21 protein-coding genes are annotated in these 26,113 nt (G+C 60.2%); 12 read left to right on the forward strand and 9 right to left on the reverse strand.

Annotated features, from left to right (window positions below; genetic code table 11):
- Positions 1-205: 205 nt before the first annotated feature.
- From QRN33_RS18060 to QRN33_RS18085, 6 genes are all read right to left on the reverse strand, one after another.
- On the reverse strand, positions 206-1,030 hold the full coding sequence (locus QRN33_RS18060) for an ABC transporter permease (protein WP_285409464.1): 825 nt from the start codon (positions 1,028-1,030) through the stop codon (positions 206-208).
- Between the two features lie 12 nt (positions 1,031-1,042).
- Positions 1,043-2,290, reverse strand: coding sequence for an ABC transporter permease (locus QRN33_RS18065; protein ID WP_285409465.1), 1,248 nt, complete (start codon positions 2,288-2,290; stop codon positions 1,043-1,045).
- Between the two features lie 224 nt (positions 2,291-2,514).
- A complete protein-coding gene (locus QRN33_RS18070; RefSeq protein WP_285409466.1) occupies positions 2,515-3,558 on the reverse strand; it encodes an ABC transporter substrate-binding protein in 1,044 nt (347 codons plus the stop codon).
- Positions 3,559-3,618: 60 nt separating this feature from the next.
- Positions 3,619-4,743, reverse strand: coding sequence for an ABC transporter ATP-binding protein (locus QRN33_RS18075; protein ID WP_042610424.1), 1,125 nt, complete (start codon positions 4,741-4,743; stop codon positions 3,619-3,621).
- Between the two features lie 335 nt (positions 4,744-5,078).
- Positions 5,079-5,708, reverse strand: a complete 630-nt coding sequence (locus tag QRN33_RS18080; RefSeq protein ID WP_003228820.1) for a response regulator — start codon at positions 5,706-5,708, stop codon at positions 5,079-5,081.
- Between the two features lie 115 nt (positions 5,709-5,823).
- Positions 5,824-8,220: a PAS domain-containing sensor histidine kinase gene (locus QRN33_RS18085; protein ID WP_285409467.1), complete on the reverse strand. Its 2,397-nt coding sequence runs from the start codon at positions 8,218-8,220 to the stop codon at positions 5,824-5,826.
- Positions 8,221-8,293: 73 nt separating this feature from the next.
- On the opposite strand from QRN33_RS18085, the gene QRN33_RS18090 reads away from it, so the two are divergent.
- Complete coding sequence (locus tag QRN33_RS18090; protein ID WP_227973185.1) at positions 8,294-9,280, forward strand: alpha/beta hydrolase family protein; 987 nt, start codon at positions 8,294-8,296, stop codon at positions 9,278-9,280.
- A 96-nt stretch (positions 9,281-9,376) separates the two neighbouring features.
- Here QRN33_RS18090 and QRN33_RS18095 read toward each other — a convergent pair whose 3' ends face one another.
- Genes QRN33_RS18095 through QRN33_RS18105 form a run of 3 tightly spaced genes read right to left on the reverse strand, consistent with a single transcriptional unit; the run spans position 9,377 to position 11,833 of the window.
- The gene (locus tag QRN33_RS18095; protein ID WP_285409468.1) at positions 9,377-10,144 is read right to left on the reverse strand and encodes a TerB family tellurite resistance protein; all 768 of its coding nucleotides are present in this window, start codon (positions 10,142-10,144) and stop codon (positions 9,377-9,379) included.
- A gap of 1 nt (position 10,145) precedes the next feature.
- Complete coding sequence (gene murU / locus QRN33_RS18100) at positions 10,146-10,817, reverse strand: N-acetylmuramate alpha-1-phosphate uridylyltransferase MurU (RefSeq protein WP_285409469.1); 672 nt, start codon at positions 10,815-10,817, stop codon at positions 10,146-10,148.
- Complete coding sequence (locus QRN33_RS18105) at positions 10,814-11,833, reverse strand: aminoglycoside phosphotransferase family protein (RefSeq protein ID WP_285409470.1); 1,020 nt, start codon at positions 11,831-11,833, stop codon at positions 10,814-10,816. Before QRN33_RS18105 ends, murU begins: the two co-directional genes overlap by 4 nt.
- A gap of 130 nt (positions 11,834-11,963) precedes the next feature.
- Between QRN33_RS18105 and QRN33_RS18110 the strand changes: the two genes are divergently transcribed.
- The 11 genes from QRN33_RS18110 (at position 11,964) to QRN33_RS18160 (ending at position 26,062) form a co-directional block, all read left to right on the forward strand.
- Positions 11,964-14,762 carry an LPS-assembly protein LptD gene (locus QRN33_RS18110; RefSeq protein WP_285409471.1) on the forward strand — a complete coding sequence of 933 codons (2,799 nt, stop codon included), beginning with the start codon at positions 11,964-11,966 and terminating at the stop codon, positions 14,760-14,762.
- Entirely contained in the window at positions 14,737-16,059 is a 1,323-nt protein-coding gene (gene surA, locus QRN33_RS18115) for a peptidylprolyl isomerase SurA (protein WP_185053921.1), read from the forward strand. Before QRN33_RS18110 ends, surA begins: the two co-directional genes overlap by 26 nt.
- Entirely contained in the window at positions 16,056-17,045 is a 990-nt protein-coding gene (gene pdxA / locus QRN33_RS18120) for a 4-hydroxythreonine-4-phosphate dehydrogenase PdxA (RefSeq protein ID WP_083353693.1), read from the forward strand. The genes surA and pdxA overlap by 4 nt, the downstream gene beginning before the upstream one ends.
- Positions 17,042-17,860 (forward strand): 16S rRNA (adenine(1518)-N(6)/adenine(1519)-N(6))-dimethyltransferase RsmA, encoded by an 819-nt coding sequence (rsmA, locus tag QRN33_RS18125; protein ID WP_039757718.1) that lies wholly within the window; start codon positions 17,042-17,044, stop codon positions 17,858-17,860. The genes pdxA and rsmA overlap by 4 nt, the downstream gene beginning before the upstream one ends.
- Positions 17,861-17,973: 113 nt before the next feature.
- A complete protein-coding gene (gene apaG, locus QRN33_RS18130) occupies positions 17,974-18,354 on the forward strand; it encodes a Co2+/Mg2+ efflux facilitator ApaG/CorD (RefSeq protein ID WP_042610118.1) in 381 nt (126 codons plus the stop codon).
- Complete coding sequence (locus tag QRN33_RS18135) at positions 18,354-19,235, forward strand: symmetrical bis(5'-nucleosyl)-tetraphosphatase (RefSeq protein ID WP_064365401.1); 882 nt, start codon at positions 18,354-18,356, stop codon at positions 19,233-19,235. The genes apaG and QRN33_RS18135 overlap by 1 nt, the downstream gene beginning before the upstream one ends.
- 34 nt (positions 19,236-19,269) lie before the next feature.
- Complete coding sequence (gene glpE, locus QRN33_RS18140) at positions 19,270-19,599, forward strand: thiosulfate sulfurtransferase GlpE (RefSeq protein WP_042610116.1); 330 nt, start codon at positions 19,270-19,272, stop codon at positions 19,597-19,599.
- A gap of 296 nt (positions 19,600-19,895) precedes the next feature.
- Positions 19,896-21,818: a PrkA family serine protein kinase gene (locus tag QRN33_RS18145; RefSeq protein WP_039757710.1), complete on the forward strand. Its 1,923-nt coding sequence runs from the start codon at positions 19,896-19,898 to the stop codon at positions 21,816-21,818.
- A 119-nt stretch (positions 21,819-21,937) separates the two neighbouring features.
- Positions 21,938-23,209, forward strand: coding sequence for a YeaH/YhbH family protein (locus QRN33_RS18150; protein ID WP_039757709.1), 1,272 nt, complete (start codon positions 21,938-21,940; stop codon positions 23,207-23,209).
- A complete protein-coding gene (locus QRN33_RS18155; protein WP_024014545.1) occupies positions 23,206-24,768 on the forward strand; it encodes a SpoVR family protein in 1,563 nt (520 codons plus the stop codon). The genes QRN33_RS18150 and QRN33_RS18155 overlap by 4 nt, the downstream gene beginning before the upstream one ends.
- A gap of 64 nt (positions 24,769-24,832) precedes the next feature.
- Positions 24,833-26,062: a multifunctional CCA addition/repair protein gene (locus tag QRN33_RS18160; RefSeq protein WP_285409472.1), complete on the forward strand. Its 1,230-nt coding sequence runs from the start codon at positions 24,833-24,835 to the stop codon at positions 26,060-26,062.
- Positions 26,063-26,113: the final 51 nt, after the last annotated feature.

Raw genomic sequence — 26,113 nt, forward strand, 5'->3', positions numbered from 1 at the left:
TGGTTGACCGGTAAAAGATCAAGAGCCCCTCACCCTAACCCTCTCCCGGAGGGAGAGGGGACTGACCGAGTTGTACTCTCGAAGTACATCGACCTGAATTACCGAGTCGAACTCCGGCCGCGAAAGCCACGAAGATCTGCTCCCTTCCCCCTAGCCCCCTTGGGGGAGAGGGCTGGGGTAAGGGGGTAAGCTTTTGATCTTGATTTTAGATCTGAGCGGTGCGCAGTTTCTCGCTACGCCCGCGCAACCATTCCAGGGTCAGCAGCAGGATGACGGAGAAGGCGATCAGCAACGTCGCCGCCGCCGCAATCGTCGGGCTGAGGTTCTCGCGAATCCCGCTGAACATCTGCCGTGGCAACGTCGCCTGCTCAGGCCCTGCGAGAAACAGCGTCACCACCACCTCGTCAAACGACGTCGCAAAGGCAAACAGCGCCCCGGAAATCACCCCGGGCGCAATCAGCGGCAAGGTCACCCGGCGGAACGCGGTAAGCGGCGACGCCCCCAGGCTGGCCGCCGCGCGTACCAGATTGTGATTGAAGCCCTGCAACGTCGCCGACACGGTGATGATCACAAACGGCACACCCAGCACCGCGTGCACCACGATCAACGAGAAGAAGCTGTTGCCCAGCCCCAGCGGCGCGAAGAACAGATAGCTCGCCACACCGATGATCACCACCGGCACCACCATCGGCGAAATCACCAGCGCCATCACCAGCGATTTGCCGGGGAAGTCGCCCCAGGTCAGGCCGATCGCCGCCAGCGTGCCGAAGATCATCGCCAGCACGGTCGCGGCCGGGGCGACGATAATGCTGTTCTTCAGCGCACGCATCCATTCCGCCGAAGCAAAGAAGTCGTGGTACCACTGCAGCGAGAAGCCCTGCAGCGGATATACCAGGAAACTTCCCGAGTTGAACGACAGAGGCACGATCACCAGCACCGGCAGGATCAGGAACAACAGGATCAGGCCGCAGAGGATCCGCAGGCTGTAGAACCACACCCGTTCGATGGGCGACATGTAAGGACTCAGCATCGCAAATTCCCCTTAGCTCAGGCGCAGGCGACTGGCGCCGACCAGCCAGCTGTAGATCAGATAAAGCACCACGGTCGCCAGCAACAGCAGACCGCCGAGCGCGGTGGCCATGCCCCAGTTGATGCTGGTGTTGGTGTAGAAAGCGACGAAGTAGCTGACCATTTGGTCGTTCGGGCTGCCGAGCAGCGCCGGCGTGATGTAGTAGCCGATGGCGAGGATGAACACCAACAGGCAGCCGGCGCCGACACCGGCGTAGGTCTGCGGGAAGTACACGCGCCAGAAACTGGCGAACGGATGACAGCCGAGAGAAATCGCCGCGCGCATGTAGGTTGGCGAGATGCCCTTCATCACGCTGTAGATCGGCAGAATCATGAACGGCAGCAGGATGTGCACCATCGAGATGTACACGCCGGTGCGGTTGAACACCAGTTCCAGCGGTTTATCGATGATGCCCATGGCCAGCAGCGCGCTGTTGATCAGGCCGCCGGATTGCAGCAGCACGATCCAAGCCGCGACCCGCACCAGAATCGAGGTCCAGAACGGCAGCAGCACCAGAATCATCAACAGGTTGCTCTGCCGCGAAGGCAGGTTCGCCAGCAGGTAGGCCAGTGGATAGGCGAGCAACAGGCAGATCACAGTGATGACCAGGCCCATCCAGAAGGTACGGGCGAAGATGTCGAGGTAGATCGCCTGATCCGGGGTGGCCGGGGCCAGTTCGCCGAGGTCGTCGATGCGGTGATCGACTGCCGCCAGCAGGTAGTACGGAGTGATACTGCTGGTGTTGCGTCTCACCGCTTGCCAGTAGGCCGGGTCGCCCCAACGCTCGTCGAGCGCTTCCAGGGCTTCTTTATAGGAGGCCGGTTCGCTGGCGAACGGCAGCGCCCGGGCGGTTTTGGTCAGCAGGCTGCGATAGCCGGCCAACTCCATGTTCAAGCGCTTGGACAGATCACCCAGCGTCTGGTTTTTGCGTGCTTCGGCGAGGTCTTCGCTGGCCGCCTTGTACACCGGCTCGGCAGGCAGGCCGCGGCCGTCCCAACTGGCGATGGCAGTGACCGTGCGCGGCATGCCGCCGACCACTTCCGGGTTGCCGACGCTTTTATAGAGCAGCGCCACGATCGGCACCAGAAACACCAGCAGCAGGAACAGCACCAGCGGCGCAATCAGCGCCTGGGCCTTCCAGCGGTTGACCCGCTCGGCGCGCTTGAGCTTCTGCTTCAAGGTGGGGCTGGCGCCCTCGTTCAGGGGAACGGCGATGGCCATGACGTACTCCGCAAATCTTTGATCGTTACAGAGGTGGCGAACCGCCGCTGTTGTGTTGAACCACCACGCTGAGGATGGCGGCCCCTGTGGCGAGCGAGCTTGCTCGCGCTGGGCTGCGTAGCGGCCCCAAAATCGGGTTGGCACTGCCAATTTTGTGAGTGCTGGGCACTCAAGCGGGAGCAAGCTCCCTCGCCACAGGAGTTCTCATCCAGTTTTGAGCTGGGTTATTTCGCCGCCCAGGAATTGAAGCGCTGTTCCAGTTGTTCGCCGTTGTCAGCCCAGAAGCTGACGTCGATCTGCACCTGGTTGGCGATGTTTTCCGGGGTGGTCGGCATGTCTTTCAGGACATCCTTGGCCAGCAGCGGCACGGCCTGGGTGTTGGCCGGGCCGTAGGCGATGTTTTCCGAGTAGGTCTTCTGCTGCTGCGGCTGTACCGAGAAAGCGATGAATTTCTTCGCCGCTTCCGCGCGCTTGGCGTCCAGACCTTTCGGAATGGCCCAGGCATCGAAGTCGTAGATGCCGCCGTTCCATACCACTTTCAGATTGGATTCTTTCTGCACCGCCGCGATGCGACCGTTGTAGGCCGAGCTCATCACCACGTCACCGGAAGCGAGGTACTGCGGCGGCTGTGCGCCGGCTTCCCACCACTGAATGCTTGGCTTGAGCTCATCGAGTTTCTTGAAGGCGCGATCCTGTCCGCCCTTGCTCGCCAGCTCTTTGTAGACGTCTTTCGGCGCCACACCATCGGCCATCAGCGCAAATTCGAGGGTGTACTTGGCGCCTTTGCGCAGGCCACGCTTGCCGGGGAATTTCTTGGTGTCCCAGAAATCCGCCCAACTGGTCGGTGCAGTTTTCAGCTTGTCAGCGTTGTAAGCCAATACCGTCGACCAAACGAAGAAGCCCACGCCGCAAGGCTGAATCGCGCCTTTGACGTAGTCTTCGCTCTTGCCGAACAGCGCCGGGTCGAGTTGCTCGAACATGTCTTCGTCGCAACCACGGGACAGCTCTGGCGATTCAACTTCGACCAGGTCCCAAGACACGCTCTTGGTGTCGACCATGGCTTTGACCTTGGCCATTTCGCCGTTGTATTCGCCGGCAACGATCTTGCCGTTGCCCGCCGCTTCCCACGGTGCATAGAAGGCTTTGACTTGCGCCGCCTTGTTCACCCCGCCAAACGACACCACGGTCAAGTCCGGGCCGGCAGCCATCGCGCCGGTCGCACCCATCAGGCCCAGAGTCAGGGCGGTGAACTTCAGGGATCTCAACATTTATTGTTCTCTCCACGTGCAGGGTTGGTGTTGGTATTGCCGGGGCGCTTGGTGCGCCTCTTAATGCGCTTCTGAAAGCGGATCGAGCGCGCGTACGTGCTCGACCTGCCAGCCAAGCGGTACCACGTCACCGACGCTGAGTGCAGGATCGAGCTCGGCAATCGGCTGTTTCACGAAGAAGTCGCTCTTGCCGCAGACTTCCAGGCGCACCCGGACGTGGTCGCCCAGATAGATGAATTCCGCCACCCTCCCTGAGAAGCGGTTGACACATTGATCGCTCGAACCATTGAGGCTGACGCGCTCCGGACGGATCGACAGGGTCACCGGCTCGCCGGTCTGGCCGACGTTGACTGCCAGCGCCTCGACCTTTTCGCCACGGCCCAACTCGACCACACAACGCTCGCCGCTCTGGCTGAGCAGGCGTCCGTTGAGGCGGTTGTTCTCGCCGATGAAGTTGGCGACGAAAGTGTTCTTCGGCTCTTCATACAGCGTGCGTGGCGGCGCGATCTGCTGGATCTCGCCTTGATGGAACACGGCAACGCGGTCGGACATGGTCAGCGCTTCGCCCTGATCGTGGGTCACGTAGACCACGGTCACGCCGAGGCGCTGGTGCAGGTGTTTGATCTCCATCTGCATGTGTTCACGCAATTGCTTGTCGAGGGCGCCGAGGGGTTCATCCATCAGAACCAGTTGCGGTTCGAACACCAGCGCACGGGCCAACGCCACGCGCTGCTGCTGACCACCAGACAACTGCGCCGGATAGCGCGAAGCGAAGGCATCGAGCTGAACCATGCTGAGGACTTTCTTCACCCGCTCGCTGACATCGCTTTTGTTCAGGCCACGCACGGTCAGCGGAAACGCAAGGTTCTCTGCGACGGTCATGTGCGGGAACAGCGCGTAGTTCTGGAATACCATGCCGATGTCACGCTTGTGCGGCGGTACGTTGTTGATCGAACGCCCGGCGAGGAGGATTTCCCCGGCGGTCGGTGTTTCGAAACCGGCGAGCATCATCAGGCTGGTGGTCTTGCCGGAACCGGACGGCCCGAGCAGGGTGAGGAATTCGCCTTTGCGAATGTCCAGGTTGAGGTCTTTGACGATCAGGTTCTCGCCGTCGTAGCTCTTCTGCACACCACGAAAGCTGACCAGCACATCACTGGTCCCTGCGCTTGTATCGACCTGGCTCATACCCACACCCTTGCTGTTGATGACTGCTTGTTCATCAAGCCTAGTGGCTGGCGCCAGCCACGCAAATCGGGGCGCAGGAGAGAATCGCTTAAGCACAATGGAAGGTTGAGGGTAGGGATTGCCCTACAAGGATGGCGCTAATGGATAAAGCAGTGGCGAGCGGTGAGCTGCAAGCCGCAAGCAAGGGCAAAAGCGGCTGTCGCTAATGGATATGCCTGCACGCAGATCCATTGTAGGAGTGAGCCTGCTCGCGATAGCGGTGCATCAGTCACTGAATTGTTTTCAGGAAGCACGCTATCGCGAGCAGGCTCACTCCTACAGTTGATAGCGGTGGGTCAGAGAAGTTTATGCTCCATCGCGTATTTGACCAGTTCAGCCAGCGAGGTGATGTTGAGCTTTTGCATCAGCCGCGCCTTGTGGGTGCTGATGGTCTTGCTGCTCAGGGCCAGTTGCTGGGCGATATCGTTGACGTTGGCGCCCTGGGCCAGGCGTTCGAACACCGAGAATTCGCGTTCGGACAACAGCGAATGCAGCGGCCGCGTGTCGGTCAGGCCGACTTCGAAGACCATGCGGTCGGCCAGTTCCGGGTCAATGTAGCGCCCACCCGCCGCGACCTTGCGGATCGCCGTAAGCAGCAGCGCCGGATCGCTGTCCTTGGTCGCATACCCGGCCGCGCCGACCTTCAATGCGCGCGCAGCCATTTGCGCTTCGTCGTGCATCGACAGCACCAGAATCGCCGGCGGATTGTTCAGCGCACGGATGCGCGGGATCGCTTCCAGGCCATTGACCCCGGGCATGGAGATGTCCAGCAGCACCACTTCGCACGGCACGCTGCGCAGGGTTTCCAGCAGTTGCTCGCCATTGCTCGCCTCCCCCACCACTTGCAGATCCTTGGCCAGGCCGATCAATTGCTTGATGCCCTCGCGGACGATGGTGTGGTCTTCGGCTACCAGTACACGGATCACGTTCTTCTCCTCAGCCAAAATATTTCGCGAGCAGGCTCGCTCCCACCTTGGAATGCATTCTCCCCGGTGGGAGCGAGCCTGCTCGCGAAGGCGTCAGCACTCACAACACAAACCTTCAGACCTCACTCACCGGCACCCACACCTTAAGACTGGTGCCCTCCCCCGGCTCGCTCTCCAGCTCCAGCCGCCCGCCCATGATCAGCACCCGCTCACGCATGCCGACCAGGCCAAACGACGTCGGCCGATCTTCAGCGGTGACAAATCCCACGCCATCATCGCTGACGGTCAAACACAATTCATCGACCGCAAGCGCCAGCGTCAATTCCACCGTGTGCGCCTGAGCATGACGCATCACGTTGGTCAGCGCCTCCTGCAAAATCCGGAACAGCCCCACCGCCTTGGCATCGCTGAGCGCCGGCAGGTTGTCCGGCACCTGCACCAGACACGGAATCTGCGTGCGCGCCTCGAAGCGTCGCGCCTGCCACTCGATCGCCGAGGCAATCCCGGCATCGAGGATCGGCGGGCGCAACGCCGTCGCCACATCGCGCACCAGCTGAAATAGTTGTGCGATCAGGCGCTTCATGCTGTTGAGCCGTTCGTTCAGACCCGGATCGAGTTGCGAGTAGGCCAGTTCGCACATCGATGTCTCCAGTTTCAGCACGGTGAGCATCTGCCCCAGCTCATCATGAACTTCGCGGGCGATGCGCGCCTTCTCTTCTTCGCGCACGCTCTCCAGGTGCGCCGACAATTCACGCAACTGCTCGCGCGAAGCCGCCAGTTCCAGCTCGATGCGTTTGCTTTCGCTGATGTCCCAGACGATGCCGTCCCACACGTAGGCGCCGTCCTCCAGTTGCCGGGTGATCGCCTTGATCTCGGCCCAGCGCTGCTCGCCCTGACGCGTGACGATGCGGCCCTGCCACGACCAGTCGCTGTCGGTGTCCAGCGCCTGATCCTGGGTGCGGTGATAACTGGCCTTGTCGTCGGGATGCACCAGACTGCGCAGGCCCATGTCGCGATGAGCGATGGCCGCCGGCGCATAACCGACCAGCGTTTCGCTGCCCTCGCTGATGTAGGCAAAGTCGATCTGCCCGGTGACCGGCGCCCGCTCCAGCCGAAACACCAGGCCCGGGACGTTGGCGGCGATGCCTTGCAGGCGCGCTTCACTTTCCTGCAAAGCGGCCAGTGCGCGGCGTCGATCGGTGACGTCGGTGAGGTAGACCACCAGATATTCACTGTCACGAAAGCGCAGAAAACTCAGGGACACATCCGCCGGCAACACGCTGCCGTCGGCACGCAGGCAACTGGTTTCGAAGCTCAGCGGCCCTTCTTCACTGGCCCGCGCACGCTTCCACAGATTGAGCCAGCGGTCCATGTGCAGGCCGGGTTCGAAGTCGATCAGCGGCCGCTCGATCAGCCCGCCCGAGGGATAGCCGAGCATGTTTTCCGCTGCGCGGTTGGCGTAGCGCACATGGCTGTCCCAATTGACCCACAGAATGCCAACGGTGCTTTGGTCGATGGAAAACTGCGTCAGTCGCAGCGCTTCTTCACTGGCTGCGCGCAACGCGATGTCCTCGCGGGCGCTGAGCAGGCGCTGTTCGAGGCTGTGCTGTTGGCGTCGCTGCCAGACCACGATCGCCACGCAACTGAACAGCATCACGGCAAACAACAGGCTGAGGTTCTGCCAGAACCCCGGCGATTCGGCCAGCCGTGGGTATTTCGGTTGCAGCCACTGATTGTGCAGTTGTTCCAGATCCTTGGCCGGAATCGCACGCAAGGCGCTCTGGACGATGCCGGCCAGTTCCGGCCAATCCCGCCGTGACGCCACACGCAGCAATTGCGGCAGGCCGATATCACCGACCACCACCAGTTCGGCGAACTCCGGCTCCACCGACAGGCGTCCCAACTGTGCCTCATCAACCACCGCGTAGGAGGCCTGCTGACTCAACAGCAACTGCAACGCCTGACGCTCCAGCGGCACGCCTTGCAGATTCAGGTGCGGATAGTTGCTGCGCAGATAATCGGCGGTGCTGCTCGGCATGCGCACGGCGACGCGAGTCTGGCTGTCGAGTTTTTCCAGATCGACTGCACCGCTGCTTTTCTGGTCGCTGACCACCAGTTGCGGCACGCGCATGTACGGGTCGGAAAATTGCCAGAGGCGCAGCGCGCCCGGCGTTTGACTCAGACCCGGGGCGATATCGATCTCACCCTCGCGCAACGCGCTTTCCAACTGCCCGAGGTCCTGGAAATTGCGCCAGCTCAGTTCCACGCCCAGGGTTCTGGCGAGCAGTTTCATCAACTCGACATTGGCCCCGGACAGGCGCTGCAGGCGCCGATCATAAGTCGCGTAGGGCGCCTGCAGGACCAGGCCGACGCGCAACTCATTGTGCTGCGCCAGCCATTGCTGCTGCTCTGGCGTCAGTTGCGCGGCATGGGCCGGTGGCGCAGGCGCCGCCCAGCCCATCAAGGGAAACCACAAACAGCCGATAACCCACAGGCAGCAAAATCGCTTCATTGAAGTCTCATACACTGACAAATTCTGACCAACCCATTAGGCTGCCGGGATACTTTCTGGCCTGGAATAACCGATGCCCTCTGTCTACCGCCTGGCACTGCCAGCATTGTGCCTGTCGCTGATCCTGCCCTGTGCGTTTTCCGTCGAAGCCGCCGACCCGGCGCCCGCCGCCACGGACAAGCCCGCCGAAGAAAAACCGGCCGAGCGCCAGCCACTGCTTGAGCGTAGTCAGGAAGAGGCGGCCGCACTGCAACGTAAACTGCCGGCGCAAGAGCAGCAACAGTTACAGGCTGGCAGCGAGACCTTCCTCGCCCTGTGGAAACCGGCCAACAGCGCCGAGCCCAAAGGTGCGGTGATCATCGTTCCCGGTGTTGGCGAAACCGCTGACTGGCCGCAGGCCGTCGGCCCGTTGCGGCGCCAATTGCCGGACGCCGGTTGGAGCAGCCTGAGCATCACCCTGCCCGATCTGCAAGGCGACGCCATCGCCCCACGCGTGATCGAACCGGCCGCGGCGCCGAAAGCCCCGGAAACCACGAGCAAAGACGCGACCACTGCGCAACCGATCGAACAAGCCGCTGGCGGTGAAGCGGAAGTTGCTGAACAGGTCGTGGCGCAAACCAGCGAAGAACAAGCCAAGGCCGATGCCGAACGCGTCTTCGGACGGATCGACGCAGCGATCGCCTACGCCGAGCAGCAGAGCGCGCGCAGCATTGTCGTGCTCGGTCACGGCACCGGTGCCTACTGGGCGGCGCGTTTTCTCAGCGAGCGACAAACGCCTCAGGTGGAGAAACTGGTCATGGTTGACGCGCAAGCACCGGCCAAAGCCCTGCCGCCACTCGCCGAACTGACGCCGACGCTGAAGCTGCCGACGGCGGATATTTTCTATATGGACAAAGCCCTCGATCGCAACGCGGCGCTGGAGCGCATGCAGGCGAGCAAGCGCCTGAAGACCTCGGCGTTCAGCCAGGTCGCGTTGAAGGTGTTGCCGGACAAAAAGGCTGAGCAGGAACAGCTGGTTCGACGGGTGCGGGGCTGGTTGAATCCACAAAATACGGACTGATAAAAGCAAAAGATCGCAGCCTTCGGCAGCGCCTAGAGGAATATGCATTCCAAAGGTAGGAGCTGCCGAAGGCTGCGATCTTCTGATCTTCAAGGGTCAGCGAAAATCCCGCCGCTCCCGAATCAACGTATAGGCATTGTGCAATTCCCGCGTCCGCTCGGTCGCCTCACGCACCTGGGCCGGCGTCGCGCCGCTGCCGGCAATCTTGTCCGGGTGATGGCGACTGAGCAATCGCCGGTAAGCGCGCTTGATCTGCGCCGGCTCGCTGCTCGCCGACACCCCAAGCAACTTCATCGCCTCCTGATAACTCACCGCAGCACTGACAATCGGCCGCTTGCCCGGCTCGTAATCGCTGGCCAGCGCTTGCACCTGCTGCGACGTCCAGCCCAGCCACTTGCCCCACTGCGCCAGCAACTCGCGTTCGCTGACACCGGCGCGACCATCGGCCCAGACCATTCGCCAACAGGCGCGCAACACACCTTCGGTCGCATGCGGTTGCGAACGCAGGCGGCGCAGATAACCGCGCAGATTGTCGCTGCCGGACTTGCCACGATTGAACGCAGCAATGGCCCGCCGTGTCGCCGGCTCGCTCATCTCCAATGCGCGCATTTCATTGCGCGCCTGCTGGATATGCCCGTCCGTGACGCGCCCGTCGCTCTTGGCCAGACGCCCGAGCAAGACGAACAGCAGCTCATCGTTGCGCAGCATCGGCCGACCGCCGAGCTTTTCCCGCAAGTGTCCCCAGCTCTGCAGCTGCAGGCGCCGATCCAGCGCCTGCCCCAGCAACGCTCCAAGCATGGCCCCCGGTATGCTGGCAATCGCGTACCCCACTCCGGCTCCAATCAGAGTCCCTGGCCACAACATCTCAGCGACTCGCTTCTATCAGGGCTTCGGCTTCGGCCAAGCGTTCATGGGTACCGACATCCACCCAATGGCCCTTCAGGCGCTCGCCCGTGACTTCGCCGTCGGCCATGGCTTTGCGCAACAAAGGCGCGAGTTTGAAAGCACCGTCGCTGCAACCGTCGAACAGCTGCGGATGAAGCACGGCGATACCGCTGTAAGTCAGAGTAGGTGCATCAGGCTTGCCGTCCTGCACTTTGCCGTCGATCAGGGTGAAATCGCCCTTCGGGTGATGCGCCGGATTGTCCGCCAGCACCAGATGCGCCAAACCATTGATCGGCTGGTGCAAAACGCTGAAGTCGTAATCGGTCCAGATGTCGCCGTTGACCACCAGAAACGCATCGTCACCGAGCAACGGCAGTGCACGGAAAATCCCGCCGCCGGTTTCGAGCGGCTCGCCCTCCGGCGAATACTGAATGCTCAGACCGAAACGCGAACCGTCGCCCAGATGATCTTCGATCTGCTGACCGAGCCAGGCGTGGTTGATGACGATGTCGTTGAAGCCTGCGGCCGCGAGGGCGCGCAGGTGATACTCGATCAGCGGCACACCGCCGGCACGCACCAGCGGTTTAGGCGTGGTCAGGGTCAGGGGGCGCATGCGTTCGCCTTTGCCCGCCGCCAGAATCATTGCCTTCATGCCGTCGCTCCAGCATGCAAGCTGCTGAACAGCGCTTGCAGCTCCGCCAGTTCGGGACGGCGGGCGATCACAGCTTCTATATAAGAGAAGAAGCGCGGCACGTCGGCCAGATAACGCGGCTTGCCGTCGCGATGGCAGATCCGCGCGAAGATGCCGATGACTTTCAGGTGACGCTGCACGCCCATCAGGTCGCTGGCGCGCAGGAAATCTTCGAAATCCGTCTGCACCGGAATATCCAGCGCCGAGGCCTGCTGCCAATAACTCTCCAGCCAGCCGCGTACACGTTCTTCAGGCCAGCTGAGGAACGCGTCCTTGAACAGGCAAGTAACGTCGTAAGTCACCGGGCCGTATACCGCATCCTGAAAATCCAGCACGCCGGGGTTGGGCTCGCTGAGCATCAGGTTGCGTGGCATGTAGTCGCGGTGCACCAGCACTTTCGGCTGCGCCAGCGCGCTGTCGATCAGCAGCTCGCTGATGTGCTGCCACTGTTGCTGCTGCGCCGCATCGAACTCGATGCCCAGCTCATGCTTGACGTACCACTCGGGGAACAACTCCAGTTCACGCCGCAACAGGGCGACGTCGTAACCGGGCAACGGTGCGACCATCGGCAACTGTTGAAAAGCCAACAGCGCTTGCAGGGCATCGTGGAATAACGCGTCGGCATTTTCGCCATCGATCACGTCAAGATAGGTCTTGTTGCCCAGGTCATTGAGCAAAAGAAAACCGCGCTCGAGGTCTTCGGCATAAATTTTCGGCACATTTATTCCGGATTTCGCCAGCAAAAAGGCGATATCCACGAACGGTTTGCAGTTTTCCTGCGGTGGCGGCGCGTCCATCACGACGAAGCTGCGACCGTCGCCCTCCCAACGGAAGTAACGACGGAAACTCGCGTCGCTGCTGGCCGCGGTCAACGTGGCCGGGGGCACGGTGCCCCAGCCCTGCTCGGCAAACAGCTTCGCCAACTGCTCATCGAGCCAAACTTTCAGGTGTTGCAAGCGTACATCTTGGTCAGGCATTGCAAGGGTCTCCGACGGCGCTAGCCGTCAAGCGGGTCATGCTTTATTATCCAGCATCTTTTTCAGACCATCGAGAGGCGTGCGGCCCACACCGCGGGCAGATGGCACGCAGGAAGCCCGGACTAATAAGATGGCATTGAAATCCCCCGCGTTTCGTAAAAAATTTCCGTTGTTGGTAACCGGCAGTCTGCTGGCTATGCAACCTCTGGCCAGTCAATTCGTTGTTGCCGCCGAGCAGTATGACTGCTCCGTCTCGGCTACGGGTGGCTGGGACTGTGCGCCCAAGTCGCCCGCCGCGGCATTGCCGCCGCGTCCGGTGCATGACGGCAGTGCCGTCAGCGCCGCCGGCGAGCCTGTGGCCGACAAGGGTTCCGACGCCGACACTGGCGCGAAAACCGCACTGGTCACCGAAGCCAAGGGCCGCGGCCTGAAATCCCGTAGCGAAGACTACAGTCACCTCGACTGGGTTCCGCGCGAGAAGCTCACCGCCGCCCAATTGGCCGAGACCGGTCCTTACTGCTCTGGTTCCTATATCGAACCGATTCGTCCTGGCATGAATGACAAGACGAATAAAAGTGATGCGCCGACCTTCATCGGTGCCAAAGCATCGCGTTACGAGCAGGACACCCAGGTCGCCAGCCTCGCCGGTGACGTGATCATGCGTCAGGGCAGCATGCAGGTCGAAGCCGACGAGGCCAACCTGTATCAGGCCGAGAGCCGTGGCGAACTGGCCGGCAACGTACGCATCCGCGACAACGGTGCGCTGATCGTCGGCGACCACGCCGATGTGCAGCTCGACACCGGTGAAGCCAAGGTCGACAACGCCGAGTACGTGATGCACAAATCGCGCATCCGCGGTAACGCGCTGTACGCCAAGCGTGCCGAGAACGCGATCATCCGCTTGAAGGACGGCACGTACACCACGTGCGAACCGAACAGCAACGCGTGGCAGCTCAAGGGCAACAACATCACCCTGAACCCGGCCACCGGTTTCGGTACCGCGACCAACGTGACCTTGCGCGTCAAAGACATTCCGATTCTGTACACGCCGTACATCTACTTCCCGATCGATGACCGCCGCCAGTCAGGCTTCCTGCCGCCGACCATCGGTTCGGGCAGCGACACCGGCTTCATGCTGGTCACGCCTTATTACTTCAACCTGGCGCCGAACTATGACGCCACGTTGTACCCGCGCTACATGAGCAAGCGCGGCATGCTGGTGGAAGGCGAATTCCGCTACCTGACGAAGTCGAGCGAAGGTCAGTTCGGTGCGGCGTACCTCAACGACGAGGACAATGATCGCGAAGCTCAGACCGACTACGATAAAACCCGCTACATGTATAACTGGCAACACAAGGGTGGTCTCGACTCCCGTGTGCTGACCGAAGTCGACTACACCAAGATCAGCGATCCCTATTACTTCCAGGATCTGCAAACCGATCAGATCGGTGTGAAAAGCAGCGACTTCGTAAACCAGCAGGGTGCGGTCACTTATCGCGGCGACAGCTACACCGCACGCCTCAACGCGCAGCAATACCAACTGGCGACTGTTTCCAACATCACACCGTATGGCCGTTTGCCGCAGCTCACTTTCAATGGTCAGCTGCCATACCACCCGGAAGGTCTGGATTTTGATTACGAAACAGAGCTGGTCCGCTTTGATCGCGACCTGCTTACGGGTAACTACGTTGATAAAGATGGCGGTCCGATCAACGCTGACGGCACGGTAGGTACTCCGCGTCTGGACAACAACATCACCGGTCTGGCGCGTGCCAATGGCGATCGCTTGAATCTGAAGCCGGGCATCAGCTTGCCGATGAACTGGACGTATGGCTTCCTGAAGCCATCGCTGAAATATCAGTACACCCAGTATCAACTGGACCTTGACCAGAAAGGCAAAAGCACGCTGCTGGCGGGTGAAGACTACAGCCGCAACCAGAATCGTGGCGTTCCTATCGCCAGCGTCGACAGCGGTCTGTACTTCGACCGCAACACGTCATACTTCGGCAAGAACTACCGTCAGACCCTGGAACCACGCCTCTTCTACCTCTATGTACCGGAGAAAGATCAGGAAGACATTCCAGTGTTCGATACCAGCGAAACGACGTTCAACTACTCGTCGCTATTCCGTGATAACCGCTTTACGGGCTCCGACCGTGTCGGCGACGAGAACAAGCTGTCGCTGGGCGTGACCAGTCGCTGGATTGAAGAAAACGGCTTCGAGCGTCAACGCATCAGCGTCGGCCAGGCCCTGTACTTCAAGGATCGCAAGGTTCAACTGCCAGGTGTCGCTTTCAACGATCGTGACGATGCCAAATCCGACGTTTCGCCGTACGCGCTGGAATACGAATACCGTTGGAACCGCGACTGGCGCGCCACGGCCGACTACAACTGGGACCCGGACAGCCGCAGCCCGCGCTCCGGCAGTGCGATGTTCCACTACCAGCCAGCCGACAACCCGAACAAGGTCATCAACGCCGGCTATCGCTATCGCAACGACCAGGTCCGTTATGACCAGAACACCGGTAAATGGACAGTGGGCGGCGGCGATTACGGTACCCCGGGCCAAGCTGGCTACGTGAAGGACTACTACAAGATCCAGCAGCATGACTTCTCGGTCATCTGGCCGATCGTTCCACAGTGGAACGCCATCAGCCGCTGGCAGTACGACTACAACCGCAATCGCACCCTGGAAGCCTTCGGTGGTTTCGAATACGACAACTGCTGCTGGAAACTGCGCCTGATCAACCGTTACTGGGTCTCCTATGACGAGTTCAGTCAGGAAGCTCCGGAAAACGAGAAAGGCGACCACGGCATTTTCCTCCAAATTGTTCTGAAGGGACTCGGCGGCCTGACTGGCGCCAAGGTAGAGAGCTTCCTCGACAAAGGCATTCAAGGTTATCGTGAACGTGAAGACCAAGCTTTCTGATTGTCTGCGCCCGCTGCTGCTGGGCGCGCTGTTCTTGGGTACGGCGGCAAACGCCGCCGTGCAGTCCATCGATAAAGTGGTGGCGATCGTCGACAACGACGTGGTCATGCAGAGCCAACTGGACCAGCGCGTTCACGAAGTTCAGCAGACCATCGCCAAGCGCGGGGGCGGCCTGCCGCCTCCGGGTGTGCTCGATCAGCAAGTGCTCGAGCGCCTGATCGTCGAAAACCTGCAACTGCAGATCGGCGAACGTTCCGGCATCCGCATCACTGACGAAGAACTCAACCAGGCCGTCGGCACGATCGCCCAGCGCAACAACATGACTGTTGATCAGTTCCGCGCTGCGCTGGCTCGTGATGGCCTGAACTATGACGACGCCCGTGATCAGATCAAACGCGAAATGATCATCAGCCGTGTGCGTCAGCGACGCGTGGCAGAACGCATTCAGGTTTCGGAGCAGGAAGTGAAGAACTTCCTCGCCTCCGATCTCGGCAAAATGCAGCTGTCCGAAGAACTGCACCTGGCCAACATCCTGATCCCGACCCCGGAAAGCGCCAACTCTGATGCCATTCAGAGCGCTGCGCGCCAGGCGATGGAGGTTTACCAGCAGCTCAAGCAAGGCGCTGACTTCGGTCAGATGGCCGTGGCCAAGTCCGGCAGCGACAACGCGCTGGAAGGCGGCGACATGGGCTGGCGTAAAGCCGCGCAACTGCCACCGCCGTTCGATCGTGAACTGAGCAGCATGGCCGTCGGCGACATCACCCAACCTGCACGCACCCCGGGCGGTTTCATCATTCTGAAGCTGCTGGGCAAGCGTGGCGGCGAAGCGCAGATGCGCGACGAAGTGCATGTGCGGCACATCCTGGTCAAGCCAAGCCCGATCCGCGACGAGGCCAAGACCAAGGCACTGGTGCAATCGTTGTATGACCGCATCAGCGCCGGCGAAGACTTTGCCGAGCTGGCAAAAAACTACTCGGAAGATCCGGGTTCCGCGCTCAATGGCGGCGACCTGAACTGGATCGACCCGAACGTACTCGTACCGGAATTCCGCGAAGTGATGGCCTCGACTCCACAAGGCCAGCTGTCCAAGCCATTCCAGACCCAATACGGCTGGCACGTGCTGGAAGTCCTTGGCCGTCGCGCCACCGACAGCACCGAGCAGGCCCGTGAGCAGCAAGCCATGACCGTACTGCGTAACCGCAAATACGACGAAGAGCTGCAAACCTGGCTGCGTCAGATCCGTGACGAAGCGTACGTAGAGATCAAACTCCCTGGTGCAGACCAGGCAGCGCAGTGAAACCCAAGCGTTTCGCGCTGACACCCGGCGAACCAGCCGGCATCGGTCCCGACCTGTGCCTGCTGCTCGCCTCGCAAGCCCAGCCACATCCCCTGATTGCCATCACCAGCCGCGACCTGCTCCTTGAGCGGGCCGCGCAACTGGGGCTGGTCGTCAATCTGCTGGATGTCACCCCGGATCAGTGGCCTGATGTTCCGGCACCCGCCGGTGGCCTGTATGTCTGGGATACGCCGCTCAGCGCACCGGTAGTTGCCGGGCAACTGGACAAGTCCAACGCGGCGTTCGTCCTCGAAACCCTGACCCGCGCCGGCAACGGCTGCCTGAACGGCGACTTCGCCGGGATGATCACAGCGCCGGTGCATAAAGGCGTGATCAACGAGTCAGGCATCGCCTTCTCCGGACACACCGAATTTCTTGCCGACCTGACGCACACCGCGCAAGTGGTAATGATGCTTGCGACGCGTGGTTTGCGCGTGGCACTGGTCACCACGCACCTGCCCCTGCGCGAGATTGCCGATGCGATCACCCCAGAGCGGCTGGAGCGCGTCACGCGAATCCTGCACGCCGATCTGCGAGACAAATTCGGCATTGCCCAGCCACGCATTCTGGTCTGCGGACTCAATCCGCACGCCGGTGAAGGCGGCCACCTGGGCCATGAAGAAATCGACATCATCGAACCGACCCTGGAGCGCCTGCGCAGCGAGGGCATGGACCTTCGTGGCCCGCTGCCTGCCGACACTCTGTTTACCCCCAAATATCTGGAGCACTGCGATGCAGTGCTGGCGATGTACCACGACCAGGGCTTGCCCGTGCTCAAGTACAAAGGCTTCGGCGCTGCCGTCAACGTGACGCTGGGCCTGCCGATCATCCGCACCTCGGTCGACCATGGCACCGCCCTGGATCTGGCCGGCAGCGGCAGGATCGACACCGGCAGCCTGCAAGTGGCCCTGGAAACCGCCTACCAGATGGCAGAGACCCGTTTATGAACGAGCAATATCAACACAAGGCGCGCAAACGCTTTGGCCAGAACTTTCTCCACGATGCTGGCGTTATCGACCGCATCCTGCGCTCGATCCATGCCAAGGCTGACGACCGCCTGCTGGAAATCGGCCCGGGCCAGGGTGCCCTGACCCAAGGGTTGCTTGGCTCCGGCGCCCAACTCGACGTGGTGGAACTGGACAAGGATCTGATCCCGATCCTCAACCAGCAGTTTGCCGGCATGAGCAATTTCAACCTGCATCAGGGCGATGCGCTGAAATTCGACTTCAATACGCTGAACGCCGCGCCGAACAGCCTGCGGGTGGTCGGCAATCTGCCGTACAACATCTCCACGCCGCTGATTTTCCACCTGCTGAACAACGCCGGCATCATCCGCGACATGCACTTCATGTTGCAGAAAGAAGTGGTCGAGCGCCTGGCCGCAGGCCCGGGTGGCGGTGACTGGGGTCGTCTGTCGATCATGGTTCAGTACCATTGCCGCGTCGAACATCTGTTCAACGTCGGCCCGGGCGCGTTCAATCCGCCGCCGAAAGTCGACTCGGCGATCGTTCGTCTGGTGCCCCACGCGGTATTGCCACACCCGGCCAAGGATCACAAGTTGCTCGAGCGCGTTGTGCGCGAAGCGTTCAATCAGCGCCGCAAAACCCTGCGCAATACCCTCAAGCAATTGCTCAGCAACGCCGAAATCGAAGCCGCCGGCGTCGATGGCAGCCTGCGTCCCGAGCAACTTGATCTGGCCGCATTCGTGCGCCTGGCCGACCAGCTCGCGATACAGGTACCGGCAGCTCCCGCCGCCGACTGACCAGCGATGAACGCTATCGGGCAGCACTCCACTCTGGTTTACTGCCCGATACTTGCCTAGACTGATTCCCCATCAGCTACGCCCCGCGTTCCGCTTCGTTAAGGCCTTCTTGCATGTCCGATTCCCGTTATCAGGTCGATGTCAGCGTCGTCACCCACTATCTGGCAGACCAATCGCAACCCGAACACGACCGTTTCGCCTTCGCCTACACCATTACCGTGCAGAACAACGGTGAGATTGCGGCCAAACTTCTCTCCCGGCATTGGGTGATTACCGATGGCAATGGCCATGTCGAAGAAGTGCGCGGTGAAGGGGTCGTCGGCCAGAAGCCGCTGATCGCCGCGGGCGAAAGCCACACGTATACCAGCGGCACGGTAATGATCACCAAGGTCGGCACCATGCAGGGCACCTATCAAATGCTCGCCGATGACGGCAAGCATTTCGATGCAGTCATCAAACCGTTTCGCCTCGCTGTACCCGGAGCCCTGCACTGATGACGACTTACGCCGTCGGTGACCTGCAGGGCTGCCTCGAACCGCTCAAGTGTCTGCTCAAGCAAGTTGCCTTTGACCCGGCGCTGGATCGGCTGTGGCTCGTGGGCGACCTGGTCAATCGTGGCCCGCAGTCGCTGGAAACCCTGCGCTTTCTCTACCAGATGCGTGAGTCACTGGTGTGCGTGCTCGGTAATCACGACCTGCACCTGCTGGCCGCTGCGAAGAAAATCGAGCGTTTGAAGAAAAGCGACACGTTGCGCGAAATCATCGAGGCGCCGGATGGCCCGCAACTGATGGAATGGCTGCGCCAGCAGAAGCTGATGCATTACGACGAAATCCGTGATGTCGCCATGGTTCACGCTGGCATCCCGCCACAATGGTCGCTGCGCCGCGCCTTGAAGTGCGCCGCCGAAGTCGAGACCGCGCTGCGCGACGACAACGTGTTCCCCGCCTACCTCGACGGCATGTACGGCAACGAGCCGGCAAAGTGGGATAACGACCTCAAAGGCATCGATCGCCTGCGGGTGATCACCAATTACTTCACGCGCATGCGCTTTTGCACCGCCGAGGGCAAGCTTGACCTCAAGAGCAAGGAAGGCCTCGACAGCGCCCCGCCCGGCTACAAGCCGTGGTTTCAGCACAAGGAGCGCAAGACCAAGGGCCTGCGCATCATTTTTGGTCACTGGGCAGCGCTTGAAGGCAATATCCACGAGCCGGGCATTTCAGCGCTGGACACCGGATGCGTATGGGGCGGCAGCCTGACGCTGATGAACGTCGACAGCGGCGAACGCCTGTCATGCAAATGCGATGAACACGGCGGGCTTGCGCACACGGTCGCGCCACTTATCTCCGAATCTTCGCCAGTCGGCGCACCGCGCTAGACTGCGCCTTCAGTTGAGCAACAGGAACTTTGTCATGAGCGAATTCAAACGAATCCCCCCGGAACAGGCCCAGGCCCTGCGTGAACAAGGCGCCGTCGTAGTCGACGTGCGCGACCCGGCTACCTTTGCCTCACTGCATATCAGCGGCTCGAAGCATCTCGACAACCATTCGCTGCACGCTTTCATTCAAGGCGCCGACCTGGATGCACCGACCGTCGTGGTCTGCTACCACGGCAATTCCAGTCAGGGCGCAGCTGCCTATCTGGTCGGCCAAGGTTTCTCCGACGTCTACAGCATGGATGGCGGTTTTGAGCTGTGGCGTACGACCTATCCTTCGGAAACTGCGCAAGGCAGCGAAGAATAATTTTTTTGCGCGGCGCAGGCCCCGGCTTCCGTGGGCCTGCGCGCGGCAGACAAACGGTCTGCCACAACTAATTACGTATCTCGCCTTTACCTCTCGAATTCCCAACTATCCTTAAGCGCAGGCCATCCAAAACAGGGGAGAGCCGGTACACCGGCGCGCGGGTCATCGGGAGTAGCTTTCGCGGTTTGTCGACCGTGGAAGAATTCTGGGGGGTAAACAGCAGCTGCCATAGCGACTGCTGCCAGCATCGACTGAGTGATCCGGCGTCGGCTCCACGTATCGAGCGAGGTGACGTCATGAGTATCTTTAGCCACTTCCAACAACGCTTCGAATCCACACGCCAGGAAGAACTTTCTCTGCAGGAGTACCTGGAGCTGTGCAAAAAGGATCGCAGCGCCTACGTTTCCGCCGCCGAGCGTCTGTTGATGGCGATCGGCGAACCGGAACTGCTCGACACTTCGACCAATTCGAGGCTGTCGCGCATCTTCTCCAACAAGGTGATCCGTCGCTATCCGGCCTTTGAAGACTTCCATGGGATGGAAGAATGCATCGACCAGATCGTCTCGTATTTCCGCCACGCCGCCCAAGGCCTGGAAGAGAAGAAACAGATCCTCTATCTGCTCGGCCCCGTGGGTGGCGGTAAATCGTCCCTGGCCGAGAAGCTGAAGCAGCTGATGGAAAAAGTGCCCTTCTACGCCATCAAGGGCTCGCCGGTCTTCGAATCGCCTCTGGGTCTGTTCAACGCCACCGAAGATGGCGCGATCCTTGAGGAAGACTTCGGTATCCCACGGCGCTACCTGAACACCATCATGTCGCCCTGGGCGACCAAGCGCCTGGCTGAATTCGGCGGCGACATCAGCCAGTTCCGCGTGGTCAAACTGTACCCGTCGATCCTCAATCAGATTGCCGTCGCCAAGACCGAACCCGGTGACGAGAACAACCAGGATATCTCGGCGCTGGTCGGCAAGGTCGATATCCGCAAGCTCGAAGAATTCCCGCAGAACGACGCCGACGCCTACAGCTACTCCGGTGCGCTGTGCCGGGCCAACCAGGGCCTGATGGAATTCGTCGAAATGTTCAAGGCGCCGATCAAGGTGCTGCACCCACTGCTGACCGCCACGCAGGAGGGTAACTACAACAGTACCGAAGGCCTCGGCGCGATTCCGTTTACCGGCATCCTGCTGGCTCACTCCAACGAATCGGAGTGGCACACCTTCCGCAACAACAAGAACAACGAGGCGTTCATCGACCGGATCTACATCGTCAAAGTGCCGTACTGCCTGCGCGTCAGCGATGAAGTGAAGATCTACGACAAATTGCTGTTCAACAGCTCCCTGTCCAAGGCGCATTGCGCACCGGACACCTTGAAGATGCTCGCGCAGTTCACCGTGCTGTCGCGCCTCAAGGAACCGGAAAACTCCAACATCTATTCGAAGATGCGCGTCTACGACGGTGAAAATCTCAAGGACACCGATCCAAAGGCCAAGTCGATTCAGGAGTACCGCGACTCGGCCGGTGTCGATGAAGGCATGAACGGTCTGTCGACCCGCTTCGCCTTCAAGATCCTGTCCAAGGTGTTCAACTTCGACCCGCATGAAATCGCCGCCAACCCGGTGCACCTGCTCTATGTGCTGGAACAGCAGATCGAACAGGAGCAGTTCCAGGCTGAAACCCGCGAACGCTATCTGCGTTATCTGAAGGAATACCTCGCCCCGCGCTACATCGAGTTTATCGGCAAGGAAATCCAGACTGCTTATCTCGAGTCCTACAGCGAGTACGGTCAGAACATCTTCGATCGCTATGTGCTGTATGCGGACTTCTGGATTCAGGATCAGGAGTATCGCGATCCGGAAACCGGCGAGATCCTCAACCGCGTGGCCCTGAACGAAGAACTGGAAAAAATCGAAAAACCGGCCGGCATCAGCAATCCGAAGGATTTCCGCAACGAAATCGTCAACTTCGTCCTGCGCGCCCGGGCCAACAACAACGGCAAGAACCCGACCTGGCTCAGCTACGAAAAACTGCGGGTGGTCATCGAGAAGAAAATGTTCTCCAACACCGAGGACCTGCTGCCCGTCATCAGCTTCAACGCCAAGGCCAGCAAAGAGGATCAGCAGAAACACAACGACTTCGTTACACGAATGGTTGAACGTGGCTACACCGATAAACAGGTACGGCTTCTGTCCGAATGGTACCTGCGGGTCCGCAAGTCGCAGTGAGGCAGCTGCAAGCGTCCAGCTACGAGCTGCAAGAGAAAAGCGTGTAAAACGGAGTTTTTCGGGATCGGCTTCTACTTGCAGCTTGCAGCTCAAAACTTGAAGCTCCCCGGAGGGGCCTTATGAGCTATGTGATCGACCGACGCCTCAATGGCAAGAACAAGAGCACGGTGAACCGTCAGCGTTTTCTGCGGCGTTATCGTGACCACATCAAAAAGGCTGTCGAAGAGGCAGTCAGCCGGCGCTCCATTACCGATATGGAGCACGGGGAACAGATCAGTATTCCTGGTCGCGATATCGACGAGCCGGTGCTTCATCATGGACGCGGCGGTAAACAGACCGTGGTGCATCCCGGCAACAAGGAATTCACGGCCGGTGAACACATTGCGCGCCCACCCGGAGGCGGAGGTGGCCGCGGTCCGGGCAAGGCCGGCAATTCCGGCGAAGGCATGGACGAGTTCGTCTTCCAGATCACCCAGGAAGAATTTCTCGAATTCATGTTCGAAGACCTCGAACTGCCGAACCTGGTCAAACGCAACCTGACCGGCACCGACACATTCAAAACCGTACGCGCCGGGATCAGCAACGAGGGTAATCCGTCACGGATCAATATCATCCGCACCCTGCGCTCAGCTCACGCGCGTCGTATTGCCCTGTCCGGCAGCAGCCGCGCGAAACTGCGCGAAGCCAAGGAAGAGCTGGCGCGGCTCAAGCGCGAAGAGCCGGACAATTTCGGTGATATCCAGGAACTCGAGGCCGAAATCGAGAAACTCAGTGCACGTATCCACCGTGTGCCGTTTCTCGATACCTTCGATTTGAAATACAACCTGCTGGTCAAGCAACCGAACCCCAGCTCGAAAGCGGTGATGTTCTGCCTGATGGACGTTTCCGGCTCGATGACGCAAGCGACCAAGGATATCGCCAAGCGCTTTTTCATCCTGCTATATCTGTTCCTCAAGCGTAACTACGACAAGATCGACGTGGTGTTCATCCGCCACCACACCAGTGCCCGGGAAGTGGACGAAGAGGAGTTTTTCTACTCACGGGAAACCGGCGGCACCATCGTTTCCAGCGCCTTGAAGCTGATGCAGGAAATCATGGCCGAGCGCTATCCAAGCAACGAGTGGAACATCTATGCCGCTCAAGCCTCCGACGGCGATAACTGGAACGACGACTCGCCGATCTGCCGTGACATTCTGATCAATCAGATCATGCCGTTTGTGCAGTACTACACTTATGTGGAGATTACCCCACGCGAACATCAGGCCCTGTGGTACGAGTACGAACGCATCGCCGAAGCCTTCTCTGACACTTTTGCCCAGCAGCAACTGGTCTCGGCCGGAGATATCTATCCGGTCTTCCGTGAACTCTTCCAGCGCAGGTTAGTGACATGACCGCCAAAGAGCAGAAGCGCCAACCGATTTCCACCGGCTCCGAATGGACATTCGAGCTGATCCAGACCTACGACCGCGAAATTGCCCGGATCGCGGCCCGCTATGCGCTGGATACCTACCCCAACCAGATCGAGGTGATCACCGCCGAGCAGATGATGGATGCCTACGCCTCGGTGGGCATGCCGCTGGGCTATCACCACTGGTCCTATGGCAAACACTTCCTCAGCACCGAGAAATCCTACAGTCGCGGGCAGATGGGCCTTGCCTACGAAATCGTGATCAACTCCGATCCGTGCATCGCCTACCTGATGGAGGAGAACACCATTTGCATGCAGGCGCTGGTGGTGGCTCATGCCTGCTACGGCCACAACAGTTTTTTCAAGGGCAACTACCTGTTCCGCACCTGGACCGACGCCAGTTCGATCATCGATTACCTGGTGTTCGCCAAGCAGTACATCATGCAGTGCGAAGAGCGCCATGGCATCGATGCGGTGGAAGATCTGCTCGACTCCTGCCACGCGCTGATGAACTACGGTGTCGACCGCTACAAGCGTCCGTATCCGATTTCCGCCGAGGAAGAGCGCCGGCGCCAAAAGGATCGCGAAGAGCACATGCAGAAGCAGATCAATGATCTGTGGCGCACCATCCCCAAGGGTGCGGACAAATACAGCGACAAGGACAACGCCCGCTTTCCGGCCGAGCCGCAGGAAAACATCCTCTATTTCATCGAGAAGCATGCACCTCTGCTGGAGCCGTGGCAGCGTGAGATCGTGCGAATCGTGCGCAAGATCGCCCAGTATTTCTATCCGCAGCGCCAGACCCAGGTGATGAACGAAGGCTGGGCAACGTTCTGGCATTACACGCTGATGAATGACCTGTATGACGAAGGCCTGGTCACTGATGGCTTCATGATGGAGTTCCTCACTTCGCATACCAGCGTGGTGTTCCAGCCGGGTTTCGACAGTCCGTACTACAGCGGTATCAACCCGTATGCACTGGGCTTCGCCATGTACCGCGACATTCGGCGCATGTGCGAAGAGCCAACCGAGGAAGACCGTCGCTGGTTTCCGGATATCGCCGGCTCCGACTGGCTGTCGACCATCAAGTTCGCCATGAGCAGTTTCAAGGACGAGAGTTTTATCCTGCAGTACCTGTCGCCCAAGGTGATCCGCGATCTGAAGCTCTTCAGCATCCTGGATGACGATCAGAAGGATGACCTGCTGGTGCCGGCCATTCATGACGAGGGTGGCTACCGCATCATCCGCGAAACCCTGGCTGCGCAGTACAACCTCGGCAATCGTGAACCCAACGTGCAGATCTACAGCATCGACCGGCGCGGCGACCGCTCCCTGACCCTGCGTCATCAGCAGCACGACCGTAAACCGTTGGGCGACTCCACCGAGGAAGTGCTCAAGCACTTGCACCGGCTATGGGGTTTCGACATTCATCTGGAAACCCTGCAAGGTGACCAGATCATGAAAACCCATCACGTCCCGCCACGCAGTGAGCACAGCGAAGGCGATTATGGCCGGCTCGATCTGGCCGTGATTCATCTTTGATCCGGTTCTGGCCTCCGAACGTCTGACGCAAGGGTTATCCTGTCGGACTGACGGAGGTTTTTTTATGCAGGTTTACAAGGTTGGCGGCGCGGTACGTGATCGCCTGTTGGGATTGCCGGTCACTGATGTCGACCGGGTCGTGGTCGGCGCGACCACTGAAGAAATGCTCGCCAAGGGATTCCGCCCGGTTGGCGCAGATTTTCCGGTGTTTCTGCACCCGAAGACCGGCGAGGAATACGCCCTCGCCCGCACCGAGCGCAAAAGCGGGCGCGGCTACGGCGGCTTCACTTTCCATGCAAGTCCCGAAGTCACGTTGGAAGAAGACCTGATTCGCCGCGACCTGACGATCAATGCCATGGCCGAAGACGATCAGCTCAACCTGACCGATCCGTATCATGGGCAGCGCGATCTTGAAGCGCGAATTCTGCGTCACGTTTCCCCGGCGTTCGCCGAAGATCCGCTGCGTGTGCTGCGCGTTGCCCGTTTCGCCGCGCGCTATGCCGGACTGGGCTTCACGGTCGCGGACGAGACAATGGAGCTGATGCGTCAGCTCAGCGAGTCCGGGGAACTGCAGGCACTGACGGCCGAACGCAGCTGGAAGGAAATTTCCCGGGCGCTGATGGAAAACCACCCGCAGGTATTCGTCCAGGTGTTGCGCAACTGCGGCGCCCTCAAAGTGCTGATGCCGGAGGTTGACGCCTTGTTCGGCGTACCGCAGCCGCAGGCCCATCACCCGGAAATCGACACAGGCCTGCATACCCTGAGCGTGCTGGAGCAATCAGCCCTGCACAGGCAACCGCTGACGGTGCGCTGGGCCTGCCTGCTGCATGACTTGGGCAAAGGCCTGACGCCAGAAGAGGAATGGCCTCGGCATATCGCTCATGAGCACACCGGGCTGAAGCTGATCAAAGCGGTCAACCAGCGCTTCAAGGCACCCAAAGAGTGTCAGGAACTGGCTCTGCTGGTCGGCCAGTATCACACCCATGGGCACCGGGCTCTGGAGTTGAAGGCCTCCACATTGCTGGAGTTGCTGCAGAGCTTCGATGTCTATCGGCGGCCGGAGCGCTTCGAGGAGTTTATCGCTGCGTGCGAGATGGATGCTCGTGGCCGCAAAGGCCTGGAGCAGCGCAGTTATCCACAGGCGGAATATCTGCGTGGGGCGGCGAAGGCTGCGCGAGAAGTGGCGGTGCAGCCACTGCTGGAAATGGGCTTCAAGGGCCCTCAGTTGGGCGAAGCGCTGAAGCGTGAGCGGCTCAAAGCGTTGAAGACCTACAAAGAATCGGCGTCGGTTTAAAAAGCATCGCGAGCAGGCTCACTCCTACAGGGGAATGCGTTCCAAAATGTA

Source organism: Pseudomonas sp. FR229a, from assembly GCF_030209115.1.
Lineage (GTDB): Bacteria > Pseudomonadota > Gammaproteobacteria > Pseudomonadales > Pseudomonadaceae > Aquipseudomonas > Aquipseudomonas moraviensis_A.